Source organism: Candidatus Pelagibacter communis (genome assembly GCF_001180225.1).
In the GTDB taxonomy this organism is placed as follows: domain Bacteria; phylum Pseudomonadota; class Alphaproteobacteria; order Pelagibacterales; family Pelagibacteraceae; genus Pelagibacter; species Pelagibacter ubique_D.
On record NZ_CVST01000066.1, the window covers coordinates 42,166 to 57,292 of the forward strand.

15 protein-coding genes are annotated in these 15,127 nt (G+C 29.9%); 8 read left to right on the plus strand and 7 right to left on the minus strand.

The annotated features are described in order from the left end of the window. Window positions 1-12 precede the first annotated feature (12 nt). The 4 genes from AMN99_RS05260 to AMN99_RS05275 are packed head-to-tail and all read left to right on the plus strand — an operon-like array spanning window position 13 to window position 5,108. Entirely contained in the window at window positions 13-1,266 is a 1,254-nt protein-coding gene (locus tag AMN99_RS05260) for a sarcosine oxidase subunit beta family protein (protein WP_075506762.1), read from the plus strand. Then, window positions 1,266-1,541 carry a sarcosine oxidase subunit delta gene (locus AMN99_RS05265; RefSeq protein ID WP_075506763.1) on the plus strand — a complete coding sequence of 92 codons (276 nt, stop codon included), beginning with the start codon at window positions 1,266-1,268 and terminating at the stop codon, window positions 1,539-1,541. Before AMN99_RS05260 ends, AMN99_RS05265 begins: the two co-directional genes overlap by 1 nt. Window positions 1,542-1,546: 5 nt before the next feature. Continuing rightward, entirely contained in the window at window positions 1,547-4,552 is a 3,006-nt protein-coding gene (locus AMN99_RS05270) for a sarcosine oxidase subunit alpha family protein (protein ID WP_075506764.1), read from the plus strand. Continuing rightward, complete coding sequence (locus AMN99_RS05275) at window positions 4,545-5,108, plus strand: sarcosine oxidase subunit gamma (protein ID WP_075506765.1); 564 nt, start codon at window positions 4,545-4,547, stop codon at window positions 5,106-5,108. Before AMN99_RS05270 ends, AMN99_RS05275 begins: the two co-directional genes overlap by 8 nt. A 3-nt stretch (window positions 5,109-5,111) precedes the next feature. On the opposite strand, the gene AMN99_RS05280 is transcribed toward AMN99_RS05275, so the two are convergent. From AMN99_RS05280 to gatC, 7 genes are read right to left on the minus strand one after another with little or no spacing between them, the layout of a single operon-like run. Further along, window positions 5,112-5,639: a thermonuclease family protein gene (locus AMN99_RS05280; RefSeq protein ID WP_075506766.1), complete on the minus strand. Its 528-nt coding sequence runs from the start codon at window positions 5,637-5,639 to the stop codon at window positions 5,112-5,114. Continuing rightward, window positions 5,639-6,976, minus strand: a complete 1,338-nt coding sequence (locus tag AMN99_RS05285; RefSeq protein WP_075506767.1) for an MATE family efflux transporter — start codon at window positions 6,974-6,976, stop codon at window positions 5,639-5,641. The genes AMN99_RS05280 and AMN99_RS05285 overlap by 1 nt, the downstream gene beginning before the upstream one ends. A 20-nt stretch (window positions 6,977-6,996) precedes the next feature. After that, window positions 6,997-7,902, minus strand: coding sequence for an oxygen-dependent tRNA uridine(34) hydroxylase TrhO (locus AMN99_RS05290; protein ID WP_075506768.1), 906 nt, complete (start codon window positions 7,900-7,902; stop codon window positions 6,997-6,999). After that, window positions 7,902-8,552 (minus strand): O-methyltransferase, encoded by a 651-nt coding sequence (locus tag AMN99_RS05295; protein ID WP_075506769.1) that lies wholly within the window; start codon window positions 8,550-8,552, stop codon window positions 7,902-7,904. Before AMN99_RS05295 ends, AMN99_RS05290 begins: the two co-directional genes overlap by 1 nt. A 4-nt stretch (window positions 8,553-8,556) precedes the next feature. Next, window positions 8,557-10,020 (minus strand): Asp-tRNA(Asn)/Glu-tRNA(Gln) amidotransferase subunit GatB, encoded by a 1,464-nt coding sequence (gene gatB, locus AMN99_RS05300; RefSeq protein WP_075506770.1) that lies wholly within the window; start codon window positions 10,018-10,020, stop codon window positions 8,557-8,559. Continuing rightward, window positions 10,017-11,474 carry an Asp-tRNA(Asn)/Glu-tRNA(Gln) amidotransferase subunit GatA gene (gatA, locus tag AMN99_RS05305; protein WP_075506771.1) on the minus strand — a complete coding sequence of 486 codons (1,458 nt, stop codon included), beginning with the start codon at window positions 11,472-11,474 and terminating at the stop codon, window positions 10,017-10,019. The genes gatB and gatA overlap by 4 nt, the downstream gene beginning before the upstream one ends. Then, entirely contained in the window at window positions 11,474-11,761 is a 288-nt protein-coding gene (gene gatC / locus AMN99_RS05310; RefSeq protein ID WP_075506772.1) for an Asp-tRNA(Asn)/Glu-tRNA(Gln) amidotransferase subunit GatC, read from the minus strand. Before gatC ends, gatA begins: the two co-directional genes overlap by 1 nt. A gap of 50 nt (window positions 11,762-11,811) precedes the next feature. On the opposite strand from gatC, the gene ruvX reads away from it, so the two are divergent. Genes ruvX through plsY form a run of 4 tightly spaced genes read left to right on the plus strand, consistent with a single transcriptional unit; the run spans window position 11,812 to window position 15,116 of the window. Continuing rightward, the gene (gene ruvX, locus AMN99_RS05315; RefSeq protein WP_075506773.1) at window positions 11,812-12,267 is read left to right on the plus strand and encodes a Holliday junction resolvase RuvX; all 456 of its coding nucleotides are present in this window, start codon (window positions 11,812-11,814) and stop codon (window positions 12,265-12,267) included. A 42-nt stretch (window positions 12,268-12,309) separates the two neighbouring features. Continuing rightward, complete coding sequence (locus tag AMN99_RS05320) at window positions 12,310-13,248, plus strand: aspartate carbamoyltransferase catalytic subunit (protein WP_075506774.1); 939 nt, start codon at window positions 12,310-12,312, stop codon at window positions 13,246-13,248. Next, window positions 13,249-14,535: a dihydroorotase gene (gene pyrC / locus AMN99_RS05325; RefSeq protein WP_075506775.1), complete on the plus strand. Its 1,287-nt coding sequence runs from the start codon at window positions 13,249-13,251 to the stop codon at window positions 14,533-14,535. Window positions 14,536-14,537: 2 nt separating this feature from the next. Next, window positions 14,538-15,116: a glycerol-3-phosphate 1-O-acyltransferase PlsY gene (gene plsY / locus AMN99_RS05330; protein ID WP_075506776.1), complete on the plus strand. Its 579-nt coding sequence runs from the start codon at window positions 14,538-14,540 to the stop codon at window positions 15,114-15,116. The last annotated feature ends 11 nt before the right edge of the window (window positions 15,117-15,127 follow it).

Below are 15,127 nucleotides of genomic sequence, written 5' to 3' on the forward strand. Positions count from 1 at the left end.
TATTCAATTATTATGAGAAATAAATACTCAGTATTTTCGTTAATCAAAAACGCTCTTTCATACCATGAGAATTGGCAAAGAGCATGGAAAGACCCTACTCCAAAAAAAGAGTATGATGCTGTCATAGTTGGTGGAGGTGGTCATGGTTTAGCGACAGCATACTATTTAGCAAAAAAACACAATATGAAAAATATTGCCGTTGTTGAAAAAGGATGGATTGGTGGAGGAAACACTGGTCGTAACACAACAATTATTAGATCGAATTATTTATGGGACGCTAGTGCTGGACTTTATGATCACGCGCTAAAAATTTGGGAGGGATTATCTCAAGAGTTAAACTACAATGTAATGTTTAGTCAAAGAGGTGTAATGAATCTTGCTCACAATTTGCAAGATGTAAGAGATTTAAAAAGAAGAACACACGCAAATAGACTAAATGGCATTGATGCTGTTTACTTGAGTACAGAAGAAGTTAAAAAGTTTTGTCCAATTATAAATACATCTCAAGATATAAGATATCCTGTACTTGGTGGTACATTACAAAGAAGAGCTGGTACAGCAAGACATGATGCTGTTGCCTGGGGTTATGCTAGAGGTGCTGATGAAATGGGTGTTGATATAATTCAAAATTGTGAAGTAAAAGGTATAAAAAGAAATGGTGATAGTGTTGAAGGTATAGAAACAACAAAAGGATTTATTAAAACAAAAAAAATTGGAGTTGTGGCAGCTGGACATTCAAGTGTGATTGCTAATATGGCTGGAATAAGACTTCCTCTAGAGAGCAAACCTCTTCAAGCACTAGTATCAGAACCTGTGAAACCAATTATAGATACAGTTGTTATGTCAAACGCTGTACACGCTTATGTAAGTCAATCTGATAAAGGTGAATTAGTTATTGGCGCTGGAACAGATGATTATGTTTCATACACTCAGAAAGGAAGTCATCAAATAGTCGAGGGAACTCTAAATGCTATTTTAGAATTGTATCCAATTTTCAGCAGAATGAGAATGCTAAGACAATGGGGAGGAATAGTAGACATTTGTCCTGATGCAAGTCCAATATTAAGTAAAACTTCTATCAAAGGACTTTATTTTAATTGTGGTTGGGGTACAGGGGGTTTTAAAGCTACACCTGGATCAGGAGATTTGTTTGCACACACAATTGCTAATGATGAGCCACACAAACTCAACGCAGCATTTAATTTAAATAGATTTGTAAGTGGAGACCTTGTTGATGAACATGGCGCTGCAGCAGTTGCTCACTAATGTTTGTTATTAATTGTCCATATTGTGGTGAGAGAGATCAGCAAGAATTTAAAGCTGGTGGTGAAGCTCATATTGAAAGACCAAAACAACCGACAGAACTTAGTGATGATGAATGGGCAGAATATTTATTTATGAGAAAAAATATTAAAGGTGTTCAATATGAAAGATGGAACCATGCTCATGGTTGTCGTAAATGGTTTAATATGATTAGAGACACTTCGAATGATGAGATTAAAGCAATCTATAAAATGGGAGAAAAACCCCCTTCGATATAAAACAAATGTCAGAAAATTTAAGAGTTAAATCTAGTCAATATATTGATGAAACAACAAGAGTTTCGTTTAAATTTAATGGTACAACTTATTACGGATTTAAAGGAGACACGCTTGCTTCTGCTTTATTGGCAAATAATGTTCATTTAGTAGGTAGGAGTTTTAAATACCATAGACCAAGAGGTATAATGACATCAGGTTCTGAGGAGCCCAATGCAATTGTTCAAATTAATCCCAATACTAATAGAACTGAACCAAATGTTAGGGCAACTGAAGTTGAAATATATGAAGGAATGGAAGCATCAAGTCAAAATTGCTGGCCAAGTGTAAACTTTGATATTGGTGGAATAAATAATTTTTTATCACCCCTACTTCCTGCAGGATTTTATTACAAAACATTTATGTGGCCTGCAAGCTTCTGGGAAAAATATGAATACTTTATAAGACACTCTGCAGGATTAGGAAAATCACCAACGTTAAAAGATCCTGACATTTACGATCACAGAAATATTCATTGTGATGTTCTTGTAGTTGGCGCAGGTATATCTGGAATTCTAGCAGCTAAAAATGCTGCGAAGAATAATTACAAAACTTTACTTTTAGATGAAAAAAATGAATTAGGAGGATCAACTATTTATGAAAACAATGAAAGTAATAAAATTGATAATAAAATTTCATCTGAATGGTTAAAAAAAGAAATTGAAGAACTTAAAAATATTAAAAATTTAGAAATAAAAACTAGAACAAGTGTTGCTGCCTACCATCAATATAATTATTTGCTTGCAAGAGAGAACTTAACAGATCATTTAGAAAAAAAAGATAAGACAAACAAAATTAGACAAAGGTTACTTAAAATAAGAGCAAAGAAGGTAATTTTGGCAACAGGTGCTTTGGAAAGACCGATGGTATTTAATAATAATGATAGACCTGGAATAATGCTTTCTTCTGCAATTAAAAAATATAGTGATTTTTATGGTGTAGCCTGTGGCAGGAAGATTATATTTTTTACAAATAATGACAGTGCATATGAAAGTGCACTTTCATTAAACGATAAAGGTATAAAAGTTGAAGCAGTAGTTGATATTAGAAAGCAATCCGAAACAAATTTAGAAAAAAGAGTTATTGATGCCGGTATAAAAATATACTGGGAACATACAGTGGTTGATACGTCTGGTTATAAAAGATTAAACAATGTCTCAATAATGAAACTATCAAATGATGGAACTTCAGTAACTGGAAATAAAATTTCTATTTCATGTGATTGTTTAGGGGTTGCTGGTGGATGGACTCCAGCTGTTCACCTATATACTCAGTCAGGTAGCAAACTTGCTTTTGATGAGGATAAAAAAATATTTATTCCAAATAAAAATAATTCAGATCAAATAAGTGTTGGATCTTGTTGTGGTGATTTTAAGCTTGATGAAATACTTAAAAACTTAAATGAAAAACTAAAAAATTTTTTAGATATAAATAAAACAGATTTTGAAAATATTACTGTTAATAACGACCAAGAGATTTCAAAAAGAAACATTTGGTTATTACCCTCTGATAAAGCTTTAGGCAAAACTAAGCCTTTTGTTGATTATCAAAATGATGCAACTGCAAAGGATATAAAATTAGCACTAAGAGAGGGTTTCAGATCTATCGAACATGTCAAAAGATATACAACAACTGGGATGGGAACTGATCAAGGAAAATTAGGAAATATGCATGCTTTGGGAATAATAGCAGATACAGCAGGTGTTAAGATGGGAGAACTTGGAACGACTACTTTTAGACCTCCTTATACTCCTTTAACATTTGGAACAATTGTAGGACGTAATGTTGGTAAGTTTTTTGATATTTTTAGAAGAACGCCTATGAATGATTGGCATGTTGAACAAAAAGCAGAATTTGAAAATGTTGGTCAATGGAAAAGAGCTTGGTACTACCCTATTAATGGTGAAACTATGCACCAAGCAGTTCAAAGAGAAAGCAAAGCTGCGAGAGAAAGTTCAGGAATATTGGATGCGTCCACACTTGGTAAGATTGATATACAAGGAAGTGATGCCTCAGAGTTTTTAAATAGAGTTTATACAAATGCATGGTCAAAACTTGGCATTGGCAAATGTAGATATGGTTTAATGTTAAACGAAGATGGTATGGTATATGACGATGGTGTTACTACAAGATTAGGTGAAAATCACTATCTAATGACAACAACAACTGGTGGTGCAGCAAATGTTCTTGGAAAATTAGAGGATTACCTTCAAACTGAATGGCCAGAATTAGATGTATATTTAACTTCAGTTACAGATCAATTTGCTACAGCAAGTTTGTGTGGCCCAAATAGTAAAAAAATTCTTAAAAAAATTATTCCTGATTTAGATTTGTCTGATGAAAATTTTCCACACATGTCTTTTAAAGAAGCAAAAATCGGAAGCATTGTTTGCAGAATTATGAGAATAAGTTTCACAGGTGAGCAAAGTTTTGAAATTAACGTGCAATCAAGTTATGGAAAAGATCTATGGGAGAAATGCATAGAGGCTGGTAAAGAATTTAATATTACTCCTTATGGTACAGAAACAATGCACTTATTAAGAGCTGAAAAAGGTTTTATTATTGTTGGCCAAGATACAGATGGAACAATGACACCAATAGATTTACAGATGGATTGGATTGTCAGTAAAAAGAAATATGATTTTATTGGCAAAAGGTCTCTTTACAGATCAGATACTATGAGAGAAGACAGAAAACAATTGGTGGGATTATTAACAGATGACCCTAAAGTTGTATTAGAGGAAGGAGCGCAAATTGTTTCTGAACTAAATAAAAATCCTGTTGAAATGCTTGGTCATGTTACATCAAGTTACTTTAGCCCTAATTTAAATAAATCTATAGCCCTAGCCGTTGTCAGAGGTGGGAAAGATATGATGGGTAAAAAACTATTTATCCCTATGGAAGATAAAACAATTAATGTAACTGTTTCAAATCCAGTATTTTTTGATCAAACTAATGAAAGATTAAATGCTTAGTTATAATCAAGTAACAAATAGTGAAATTAATAACAACGGTGTTTCCATAAAAGAAATTGCACCAATAATGAAATTAAATTTAAGAGGTAAAACAAGAGAATTTTTTACAAATGTAGGAAAAAGTTTAAATATGATTTTGCCAACAGAAGCAAATACATCCTCATCTAGTGATAAACTTACTGCGATATGGTTAAGTCCAGATGAGTGGATGATTGTATCAAATGAGACTACTAGCAAAGAAACCAATACATACGAATTAAATGATGTATTATTTAACAATATTTCAAAAACATCATTAGGAGCAGTAACTGATGTAACTGACCAGTTTGTTCAATTAGAGATAAAAGGTGAAAAAATATATGAACTTTTTTCCTCAGGATGTCCTTTTAATTTTAACTTATTTCGTGAAAAAAAAGGGTCAACAACTCAAACTTTGCTAAATCATATAGATGTTATTATTCACAATAAGGACGAAAATATTGTTAATTTATTTGTTAGAAGATCATTTGCTAAACACCTTTGGGAATGGATGGAAGATAGCTCTTCAAGATTATAAAGATTAATTTTTACGCCTATAATCCCACGGCATTTCAAATTTACCTTGCCAAAGACCTAATTTGTTATTTTTGGCATTAATTTCATCTGAAACATATTTTTTAGAATACTTTCTATATGCTACTGCATAACCATTAGAAACCATCCAAGAATTTAAATTTATATTTCTTTTAAAACACTCGCCTATTAACCTTTTATACCTGTCAACATCTAGAATATTACAATTCAATTTTTGTTTATTAATCTTTTTAATTAACTTTTGAGTAGATATTTCTCCACACATATAATCTTTAGTAAAAGACATAAAAGATATTGTTAAATAAATTTTTTTACATTTTTGTTTTTTTTCAGGTGCATCAATACCGTACAATCTAATTTTTTTTGAATTGATCTTAATTGTATCTCCATCAACAACTTTAGCAAAACCTGAGATTTTATTTATATTTTCAGATCTTACATCGTTATATGTAAGTATAAAAAATATAGATGAAATAATTATCAATATTATCAATTTCTTTTTTGTATAAAACATTAACCAGTAGTTAATTTATTGTTAATATAATATTTAACATAAAAGAATAGTAAGATTGATATTAACCATTGCAATATTGCCCAAATATAAAAGAAAGTTTTAAAATCAGCATCAATAGAACGCGCAATATAATAAGATAAAAATGGAACAAAAACGTTCCTTAATATATTGTTAATCATTGCTTTCTCAGATTTTTTTAAAGCCATAAAGAAACCATTTGATAGAAAAAAAATTGGGTATGCTGGTAAGATAAATGCAGAAATTTTTAAATACATTGATCCATATTCAATAACTTCCGTGTTAGATGAGAAAAATTTTGGCATTAAATCTGCAGTTACAAATACCAATACTCCAGACGCTAACATTATAACCAAGCCGTATTTTACTGATGTAAAATAAGATTGCTTTACTCTATCATAATATTTCGCACCTATATTCTGTGCAATAATTGATATTATTGCTGTATTGATCCCTAATACAGGCAACAAGACAACTTGCTCTATCCTTGTTGCTGCTCCATAACCTGCTACAGCATATTCTCCTGTAAATGCAACATAAGTAAATACAATTGTTGCAGCAATTGAATAACCAAGAATAGCTATTGTGATTGGCATTGATTGAAAGAAAATGTTTTTAATGTAGAAAAATTTAATCTTAAAATTTTGAATATTGATCTCTTTAATACGTTTATTTTTTAACAATTTAATTAAAACGATTATTAGAGAAAGAAATTGGGCAATCAAAGTTGCATAACCTATACCCGCAACACCAAAAGCTGGGATAAATAAAAATCCAAATATAAATATTGGATTTAATAAAATGTTTAAAAAAAAAGATAATATAAGAGCATTTCTATATGTAACTGTATCTCCCTCAGCATGTAGAAATGAATTTAAAGCAACAACCAGGATAAAGAGAATAGTTCCATAAAATATTACATTAGTGTACTCAAGGCCAAGAGTAATTACTTCTCTTGATGAATTCATGGTTAAAAATAATTTTTCAGAAAAACTAAATCCAATTATCGATACAATTGTTGAAATTATTACTGAATAAAGAATAATATTTGTAAAATAACCTAATACATTTTTTTCATTTTTTTCCCCAATGCTACTACCAATTAATGAAGTACCCGCAACAGTCACACCAATAGACGTAGCAATAATTAGAAAGTAGATTGGAAAGGATTTACTTAATGCAGATAAAGCTTCAGGTGAAATTTTCCCAGCATAAAAAGTATCAACTAAAGTGTATAATGTTTGAAATAATGTCCCAACACTTGCCGGTATTGCAAGTTTTTTTATAAGTTGAGAGACGTCATCTTTTAATAAATTCATTTCTTTAAAATAAAAATATTTTAATATTCTTTTTGAAAGATATGACTTTTTCCAGTTTTTTTGGCAAGGTTAATTTGTTTTTGTCTCATTCTAAATCTCGATTTTTGATCATTTGTTAAATTATCGTGACAATTTGGACAAGAAACCCCTTCTTCATATTTTTTAGATTTTTTATCTTTTAAAGAAATGGGTTTTCTGCATCCACTACACATTGAGTAAGAACCTATTTTCAAACCATGCTTTAAACTAATTCTGTTGTCAAAGACGAAGCACTCACCTTTCCATAAACTTTTTTTTGGGTCTGTTTTTTTTAAATAGTTTAAAATACCACCCTTTAATTGGTAGACATTATTGTAGCCTTTATTTTCCAAAAAGACTGACGCTTTTTCACACCTAATACCTCCAGTACAAAACATAGCAATAGGTTGATTTTTTTTTAATTTTTTAAGATATTTTGGAAAATCTCGAAAGTTATCTACATCTGGATTAATTGAACCTTTAAAAGTTCCAACTTTATATTCAAAAGGTTTTCTCGCATCAATTAAAACTGTTTTTTTATCTTTAATTAATGAGTTCCACTTTTGAGGGTTAACGTGACTATCTTTTTTTTTAATTCTCTTTTTTAAACTTAAATTCATTGGAACCACTTCTTTTTTAATTTTTACTTTTGGTTTATGAAACGGCTGAAAAGTGCTTTTTGAATTATTAATACTATCAAATTTTTCAAATTTAAATAATTTGTGTAAATAATCCTTGATCAGTTTAATATCTTTATTCTTTCCAGAAATTGTTCCATTTAACCCTTCACTGGAAATGATAATTGTTCCACGTGTGTTTTTATTTAATAATTGATTTTGAAGTATTTTTTGATTTTTCTTTAAATAAGAAATTTTAATAAACTTATAAAATCCAAAAACATCAAACATTATAATTTTCTACAAACTGTCATACCATCACCTAATGGAACTATAATTTTTTCAACTCTTTTATCTTTGGAAACATAATTATTAAAATCTTTAATAGTTAAAGTGATTTTATCATCACTATTTTCATCGACAACTTGACCATACCACAGAACATTATCAATTATAATTAAGCCATTTTTCTTTAATAATATTAAAGATTTTTCGTAATATTCTTTATAATTTTTCTTATCAGCATCAATAAAGATTAAATCAAAATCCTTTTCTTCTATTTCACTCAAACTTTCTAAAGCTGGTTTAATTATTGTTTGAATTTTATGATTTTGCTTTGCTTTTTCAAAAAATTTTATTGCAATTTCGTTAGTTTCTTGATTTTTATCCAAAGCAATTATTCTACCGTCTTCTGGTAAAGCAAGAGACATTGATAAAGCGCTTAAACCGGTAAAAGTTCCAATCTCTAGTATTTTTTTAACATTAGATGTTTTTACTATTAAGTGTAAAAATTGAGATTGTGAGATAGATATTTGCATCCTTTTGATGTCTCCCAGAGACTCATTATAAGAAATAATTTCTTTTTGAACTGAATGAAGATCTAGTCCATTATTTAAAATGTATTCTTGAATTTTGGTGCTAATTTTTAGATCTGAGCCCATAAACCTAAAGTTTTTTCTTTAAAATCTCATTTACTAACTGAGGGTTAGCTTTTCCACCTGATACTTTCATTACTTGTCCAACAAAGAAGCCAAATAATTTAACTTTACCAGATTTATATTCGGTGGCTTTATCTCTATTGCTATCAATTACTTTATCAATTAAAGTCTCTAAAGCTTTTGGATCACTTTCTTGTTTTAAACCTTTTTCTTCAACAATTTTTTTAGGATCCTTGTCCCCTTCCATCATTTGTTCAAAAACAGTTTTTGCAATTTTTCCAGAAATTGTGCCATCCTTAATTAAATTAATTAATTTTGATAAATTACCAGCACTAATTGGACTATCGGTTATTTCTAAATTTTTTTCATTAAGTGCAGCAAATAATTCACCTATAATCCAGTTTGTTGCTAATTTAACGTCAGATTTTTTAACAACATCTTCAAAATAGTTTGAAGTTTCAATATCTGAAACCATGATATTTGCTTCATATGGGGTTAATTTAAATTGATCTATAAATCTCTTTTTCTTTTCGTCGGGTAACTCCGGTATTTCTGATTGCAATTGATCGATAAATTCATCAGAAACTTCTAGTGGTAATAAATCAGGATCTGGAAAATATCTATAATCATGAGCATCTTCTTTTGATCTCATAGATCTTGTTTCATTTTTTTTAGTATCAAAAAGTCTTGTTTCTTGATCAACAGTTTTTCCATCTTCAATTAAATCAACTTGTCTATTAGCTTCATATTCAATAGCCATTTGCATGAATTTAATAGAATTAACGTTTTTAATTTCACATCTAGTGCCAAAATCTTTTGTTCCTTTTTTTCTCACAGAAACATTAACATCTGCTCTCAAAGAGCCTTCCTGCATATTACCATCACAAGTTCCTAAATATCTCATTATTGATCTTAATTTCTTAATATAAGCATTAACTTCCTCTGGTGATCTTAAATCAGGTTTGCTAACAATTTCCATTAAAGCTACTCCTGACCTATTTAAATCAACAAAGGTGTTTTTTGGATCTAAATCATGAATACTTTTACCCGCATCTTGTTCTAAGTGTAATCTTTCAATACCAACCTCTTTTTGACCATCAAGCATATCCAAAATAACTTTACCTTCACCAACGATTGGGTCCTTAAATTGAGAGATTTGGTATCCTTGTGGCAAATCAGCATAAAAATAATTTTTTCTATCGAATACTGATCTTTTGTTAATTTTAGCTTTTAACCCTATTCCAGTTTTAATTGCTTGCTTAACACAAAATTCATTAATCACTGGAAGCATTCCAGGAAATGCAGCATCTACTAAACTTACCTGTGTGTTAGGCTCAGCACCAAATTTAGTAGCTGATGTAGAAAATAGCTTTGATTGGGAAAGTACTTGAGCGTGAACTTCTAAACCTATGACAACTTCATATTGATTGTCATTTCTATTAATTAAATATTCTGACTTTTCTTTACTCACTTAATCCACCAATCAGTAATTTTGTTTTTAAAATTAATTTTTTCTTCCATTGCATAAGCAATGTTTAAGATATTTTGTTCATCAAATGCTTTTCCAATAATTTGTAAACCTAAAGGGTAACCTTTGCTGTCATGACCAGCTGGAATAGAAATTCCTGGTAAACCTGCTAAATTTACAGGAACAGTAAAAATATCGTTTAAGTACATTGAAACTGGGTCATTTGTTTTTTCACCAATTTTAAAAGCTGAACTAGGTGTTGATGGAGTTAATATTGCATCTACTTTTTTGTATGCTTCATCAAAATCATTTTTAATTAGTTTTCTAACTTTTTGAGCTTTCAAATAATATGCATCGTAATAACCTGAAGATAAAACATATGTGCCTATCATTATCCTTCTTTGAACTTCGGCTCCAAATCCCTCTGATCTAGTTTTTTCATACATATCAATAAGGTTTTCTCCATCAGCTCTAAAGCCATATTTAACACCATCATATCTTGCAAGATTAGAAGATGCTTCAGCTGGTGCCACTATATAGTAAGTTGGTAAAGCATAATTTGTGTGTGGAAGAGAAATATCAATTATTTCCGCACCACAATCTTTAGCATACTCAATACCTTTTTGCCAAAGATCATCAATTTCTTTTGGCATTCCATCAACTCTATATTCTTTTGGTATACCTATTTTTTTTCCTTTAATGTCTTTTATTAATTCTTTGCTGTACTGGTTTCTTTTAAAATCAATAGAAGTTGAGTCTTTTTGATCATATGAGCTAATTACCTCTTGTAACAAAGCACAATCTTTAACATTTTGAGCCATTGGACCAGCTTGATCAAGAGAAGATGCAAAAGCAACTATTCCATATCTAGAACAACTACCATAAGTTGGTTTTAAACCAACTGTACCAGTAAATGACGCTGGTTGTCTAATAGATCCACCTGTATCAGTTCCAATTGTAATTGGAGTTAATTGTGCTGCTACAGCGGAAGATGAACCACCAGATGAACCACCTGGAACTAAATTTTTATCGATCGGATTTTGAACATTGCCAAAAAAACTTGTTTCATTTGATGATCCCATTGCAAATTCATCACAATTTAATTTACCAATAAGAATTGCTCCCTCATTCCAAATATTCTGAGTAACGGTAGACTCATAACTAGGTACAAAATTGTTTAATATTTTGCTACCAGCTGTTGTTCTTACATTAACTGTACAAAATAGATCTTTTACAGCCATTGGTATTCCTGGTAATTTTAAATCCAATTTTGGGTTGTCATCAAATTTTTTAGCTTTTTCTAAAGCATTACTAAAATCTTCAGTAATATAAGTGTTTAATTCTTTTGATTTTTCTGACCTATCAACAAAAGCTTGGGTAACTTCTGAAGAAGAAAGTTTTTTTTCTTTAATATTATTAACTAATTCAGAAAGTGTTTGCTTGGTTATGTCAGACATTATTCTATAACTTTTGGTACAACAAAATAATCTTCATTATCTTTTGGAGAATTTTTTATTATTTGTTCCCTTAAATTTTTACTTTTAACTTCATCCGGTCTTAATTTTAAAGTCGTTTCAGCCACTGATGTAAGTGGTTCAACATTTTCAGTTTTAAGTTCATTGAGTTTTTCAATGAAATCAAAAATTGAATTCAAATCACTAGCAAGTTTTTCAGCTTTTTTCTCATCTACTGAAATTCTTGATAATTTAGATATATGCTTTATGGTTTTAAGATCGATGCTCATATGATATTTAAATATGACGCAAACTATCACTATAGTTTAAAATATACAACATGATCACAATAGAAGAATTTAAAAAAAAACAGTCAGAAAAATGTCGTTTGATAGGTTTAGATTTGGGCTCAAAAAGAATTGGTGTATCAATTTGTGACGAAAAGCAATTAATTGCTACCCCTTATAAAACTATACATAAATCAAAAAATAATGAATTAATTGAAGAGTTAAAAAACATTATTCAAGAGAATGACATCAAGGCAATTATCATTGGTTATCCTTTAAATATGGATGGATCTTTAGGCTCTTCAGCACAGTCAGTCAATGATGTGTCTAAAAATATAGATAAAGAGTTAGATGTTGATGTGTGTCTTTGGGATGAAAGACTATCAACTGTTGGGGCTTTTAATTTATCAAGTCAACTAGATGTTAATGTATCTAAAAGAGAGAAGAATATAGATCAGAACGCAGCAGCTTTTATTCTTCAGGGAGCCATAGACTATCTAAATAATTAATCCTTGCCATTCAATGGCTTTATAGTTATAGAGTTAATTTTAATGGCAAAAAACATCAAAGCTATTAAAATTTCTCAAAAACATTTGTTAGGTATCCAAGATCTATCAGTTAGTGATATTAACAACATCTTAGATGAATCTGAAACTTTCATTAAATTAAATCAGAGTAAGAACAAGAAAATTGACGTTCTTAGAGGCAAAACTCAAATTAATCTATTTTTTGAACCATCAACAAGAACTCAAAGTTCATTTGAGTTAGCTGGAAAAAGACTTGGTGCTGATGTGATGTCAATGAATATGAATAATTCAGCAATTAAAAAAGGTGAAACTTTAATTGATACAGCAATGACACTAAATGCGATGCATCCTGACATTATTGTAATAAGGCATCAAGATTCTGGAGCATGCAATTTATTATCTCAGAAAGTAAATTGTGTAGTATTAAATGCTGGTGATGGCAGACGTGAACACCCTACTCAAGCATTACTGGATGCTTTAACAATAAGAAATAGAAAGAAAAAAATTGAAGGATTAAAAATTGCTATATGTGGAGATATTCTTCATTCCAGAGTAGCAAGATCAAATATTTACTTATTAACAATGCTTGGTGCTGAAGTAAATATTGTTGCCCCAACAAATTTGATGCCAAAAGAAATTGAAAAATTTGGTGTTAATACTTTTACCGATATGAAAAAAGGATTGAAAGATTGTGACATTGTAATGATGCTAAGATTGCAAAATGAGAGAATGACAAGTTCTTATTTGTCATCAAATAGAGAGTATTATGAATATTACGGTTTAACACCTGATAAATTAGATCATGCTAAATCTGATGCACTAATAATGCATCCTGGCCCAATGAATAGAGGTATCGAAATAGATACTAGATTGGCAGACGATATAAATAAAAGTGTAATCAAAGAGCAAGTTGAACTTGGAGTTGCTGTAAGGATGGCCTGTTTAAAAATATTTTGTGAATAAATGAAAAAACAATATTTTATTAACGCAAATATAATTGATCCTCAAAATTCAATTAATGAAAATGGAGGACTTATTGTTGGAGAAGAAGGTAAAATTGAAGCAATAGGGAAAAAAGTAAATACAAATAATTTACCGTCCAGAGAAAAACCAATTGATTTAAAAGGAAAATATATATTCCCTGGTTTAGTCGATATGAGAGTTTTTGTTGGAGAACCTGGGTATGAGTATAAAGAAAATTTTAAAACTTTAAGTAATGCAGCTCTATCTGGAGGAGTAACATCTGTAGTGACAATGCCCAACACAGATCCTGTAATTGATAATGTTTCAATAGTAGATTTTTTAAAACGAAGAGGACGAGATAAATCTAAGATTAATATATTTCCATGCGCATCTCTTACGCAAAATGTAGAGGGAACAAATATGACAGAATTTGGATTGTTAGCTAGTAAAGGGATTGTAGCTTTTACAGATGGTGTAAAGACAATTCAAAATACTAGATTAATGTCAAGAATAATGAATTCAGCAAAGGATTTAGGATGTCTAATAATGCAACATGCTGAGGATTATGAATTAGCAAAAAACGGTATGATAAATTCAGGTATAATCGCTACAAAACTTGGATTATCAAGTATACCAGATGTGGCTGAGAGAATAATTATTGAGAGAGATTTAACATTGTTAGAAAAAGTAAAGTGTCGATATCACATATCTCAACTATCATCAGGCAAATCAGTAGAAATCATTAAACAAAGGAAAAATGATATTAAATTTTCTTGTGGAGTTTCAATAAATAACCTTTCCTTAAATGAAAATGATATTGGAGATTTTAAAACATTTTTAAAATTATCTCCGCCATTGAGAAAAGAAGAAGATAGATTGGCTTTAGTCCAAGGATTAAAAGATAGAACAATTGATGTCATTGTTTCAGATCATAAACCTGAAGATGAAGAATCAAAACGATTGACATTTTCGCAAGCAGCAACAGGTGCTTCTGGTATTGAAACTTTATTGTCTTTAAGTTTGGAACTATTTCATAATGGATCTGTAAAACTTGAAACAATAATCCAAGCACTAACATCTAATCCAGCTAAAATTTTAAATATCAATAAAGGAAATCTTTCAATTGGTAATGATGCTGACTTTTGTATAGTTGATATAAATAAACCTTGGATTGTAAAAAAAGAAAATTTAATTTCTAAATCTAAAAATACGTCTATTGAGGACAAAAAACTTCAAGGAAAAGTAACCAATACATTTGTAAAAGGTAAAGAATTATTTAAGATATAAAAATGGAATTATTAACAATAGGTATTATCTCATACCTAATGGGTTCTATCCCTTTTGGGTTAATATTGACTAAAATTTTTTTAAAAAAAGATATCCGAGATATTGGATCAGGCAACATTGGTGCAACAAACGCTCTAAGAACAGGAAATAAATTTATTGGTTATTCAACTTTAATACTTGATATAGTTAAAGCAGTTATTCCAGTTTTATATGTAAAGGTAAATTTTCCTGATCTGATTTATGTATCAGCTTTATGTGCTTTTCTGGGTCATGTTTTTCCAGTTTGGTTAAAGTTTAAAGGTGGTAAGGGAGTAGCAACTTATGTTGGTATATTATGCAGTATGAATATAATGTTTGGAATAGTTTTTGGTATTTGTTGGCTTGTAACTTTTTTTATTTCTAAATTTTCATCATTAGCATCGCTGACAGGATCATTCTCAGTTCCTATTTATTTGTTACTTTTTGATTCAACAGAAAATGAATTTTTTTTTGGAATAATGTTTATTTTAATATTTTATACTCATAGAGAAAATATTAAACGACTGATAAACAAAGAGGAAAACAAGACTAAAATTTATTAATTTGACTATCA

Coding starts and splice junctions, on each gene's coding strand:
- AMN99_RS05260 (WP_075506762.1), top strand. CDS start 13: ATGAGAAATAAATACTCAGTATTTTCGTTAATCAAAAACGCTCTTTCA.
- AMN99_RS05265 (WP_075506763.1), top strand. CDS start 1,266: ATGTTTGTTATTAATTGTCCATATTGTGGTGAGAGAGATCAGCAAGAA.
- AMN99_RS05270 (WP_075506764.1), top strand. CDS start 1,547: ATGTCAGAAAATTTAAGAGTTAAATCTAGTCAATATATTGATGAAACA.
- AMN99_RS05275 (WP_075506765.1), top strand. CDS start 4,545: ATGCTTAGTTATAATCAAGTAACAAATAGTGAAATTAATAACAACGGT.
- AMN99_RS05280 (WP_075506766.1), bottom strand. CDS start 5,639: ATGTTTTATACAAAAAAGAAATTGATAATATTGATAATTATTTCATCT.
- AMN99_RS05285 (WP_075506767.1), bottom strand. CDS start 6,976: ATGAATTTATTAAAAGATGACGTCTCTCAACTTATAAAAAAACTTGCA.
- AMN99_RS05290 (WP_075506768.1), bottom strand. CDS start 7,902: ATGTTTGATGTTTTTGGATTTTATAAGTTTATTAAAATTTCTTATTTA.
- AMN99_RS05295 (WP_075506769.1), bottom strand. CDS start 8,552: ATGGGCTCAGATCTAAAAATTAGCACCAAAATTCAAGAATACATTTTA.
- gatA (WP_075506771.1), bottom strand. CDS start 11,474: ATGTCTGACATAACCAAGCAAACACTTTCTGAATTAGTTAATAATATT.
- gatC (WP_075506772.1), bottom strand. CDS start 11,761: ATGAGCATCGATCTTAAAACCATAAAGCATATATCTAAATTATCAAGA.
- ruvX (WP_075506773.1), top strand. CDS start 11,812: ATGATCACAATAGAAGAATTTAAAAAAAAACAGTCAGAAAAATGTCGT.
- AMN99_RS05320 (WP_075506774.1), top strand. CDS start 12,310: ATGGCAAAAAACATCAAAGCTATTAAAATTTCTCAAAAACATTTGTTA.
- pyrC (WP_075506775.1), top strand. CDS start 13,249: ATGAAAAAACAATATTTTATTAACGCAAATATAATTGATCCTCAAAAT.
- plsY (WP_075506776.1), top strand. CDS start 14,538: ATGGAATTATTAACAATAGGTATTATCTCATACCTAATGGGTTCTATC.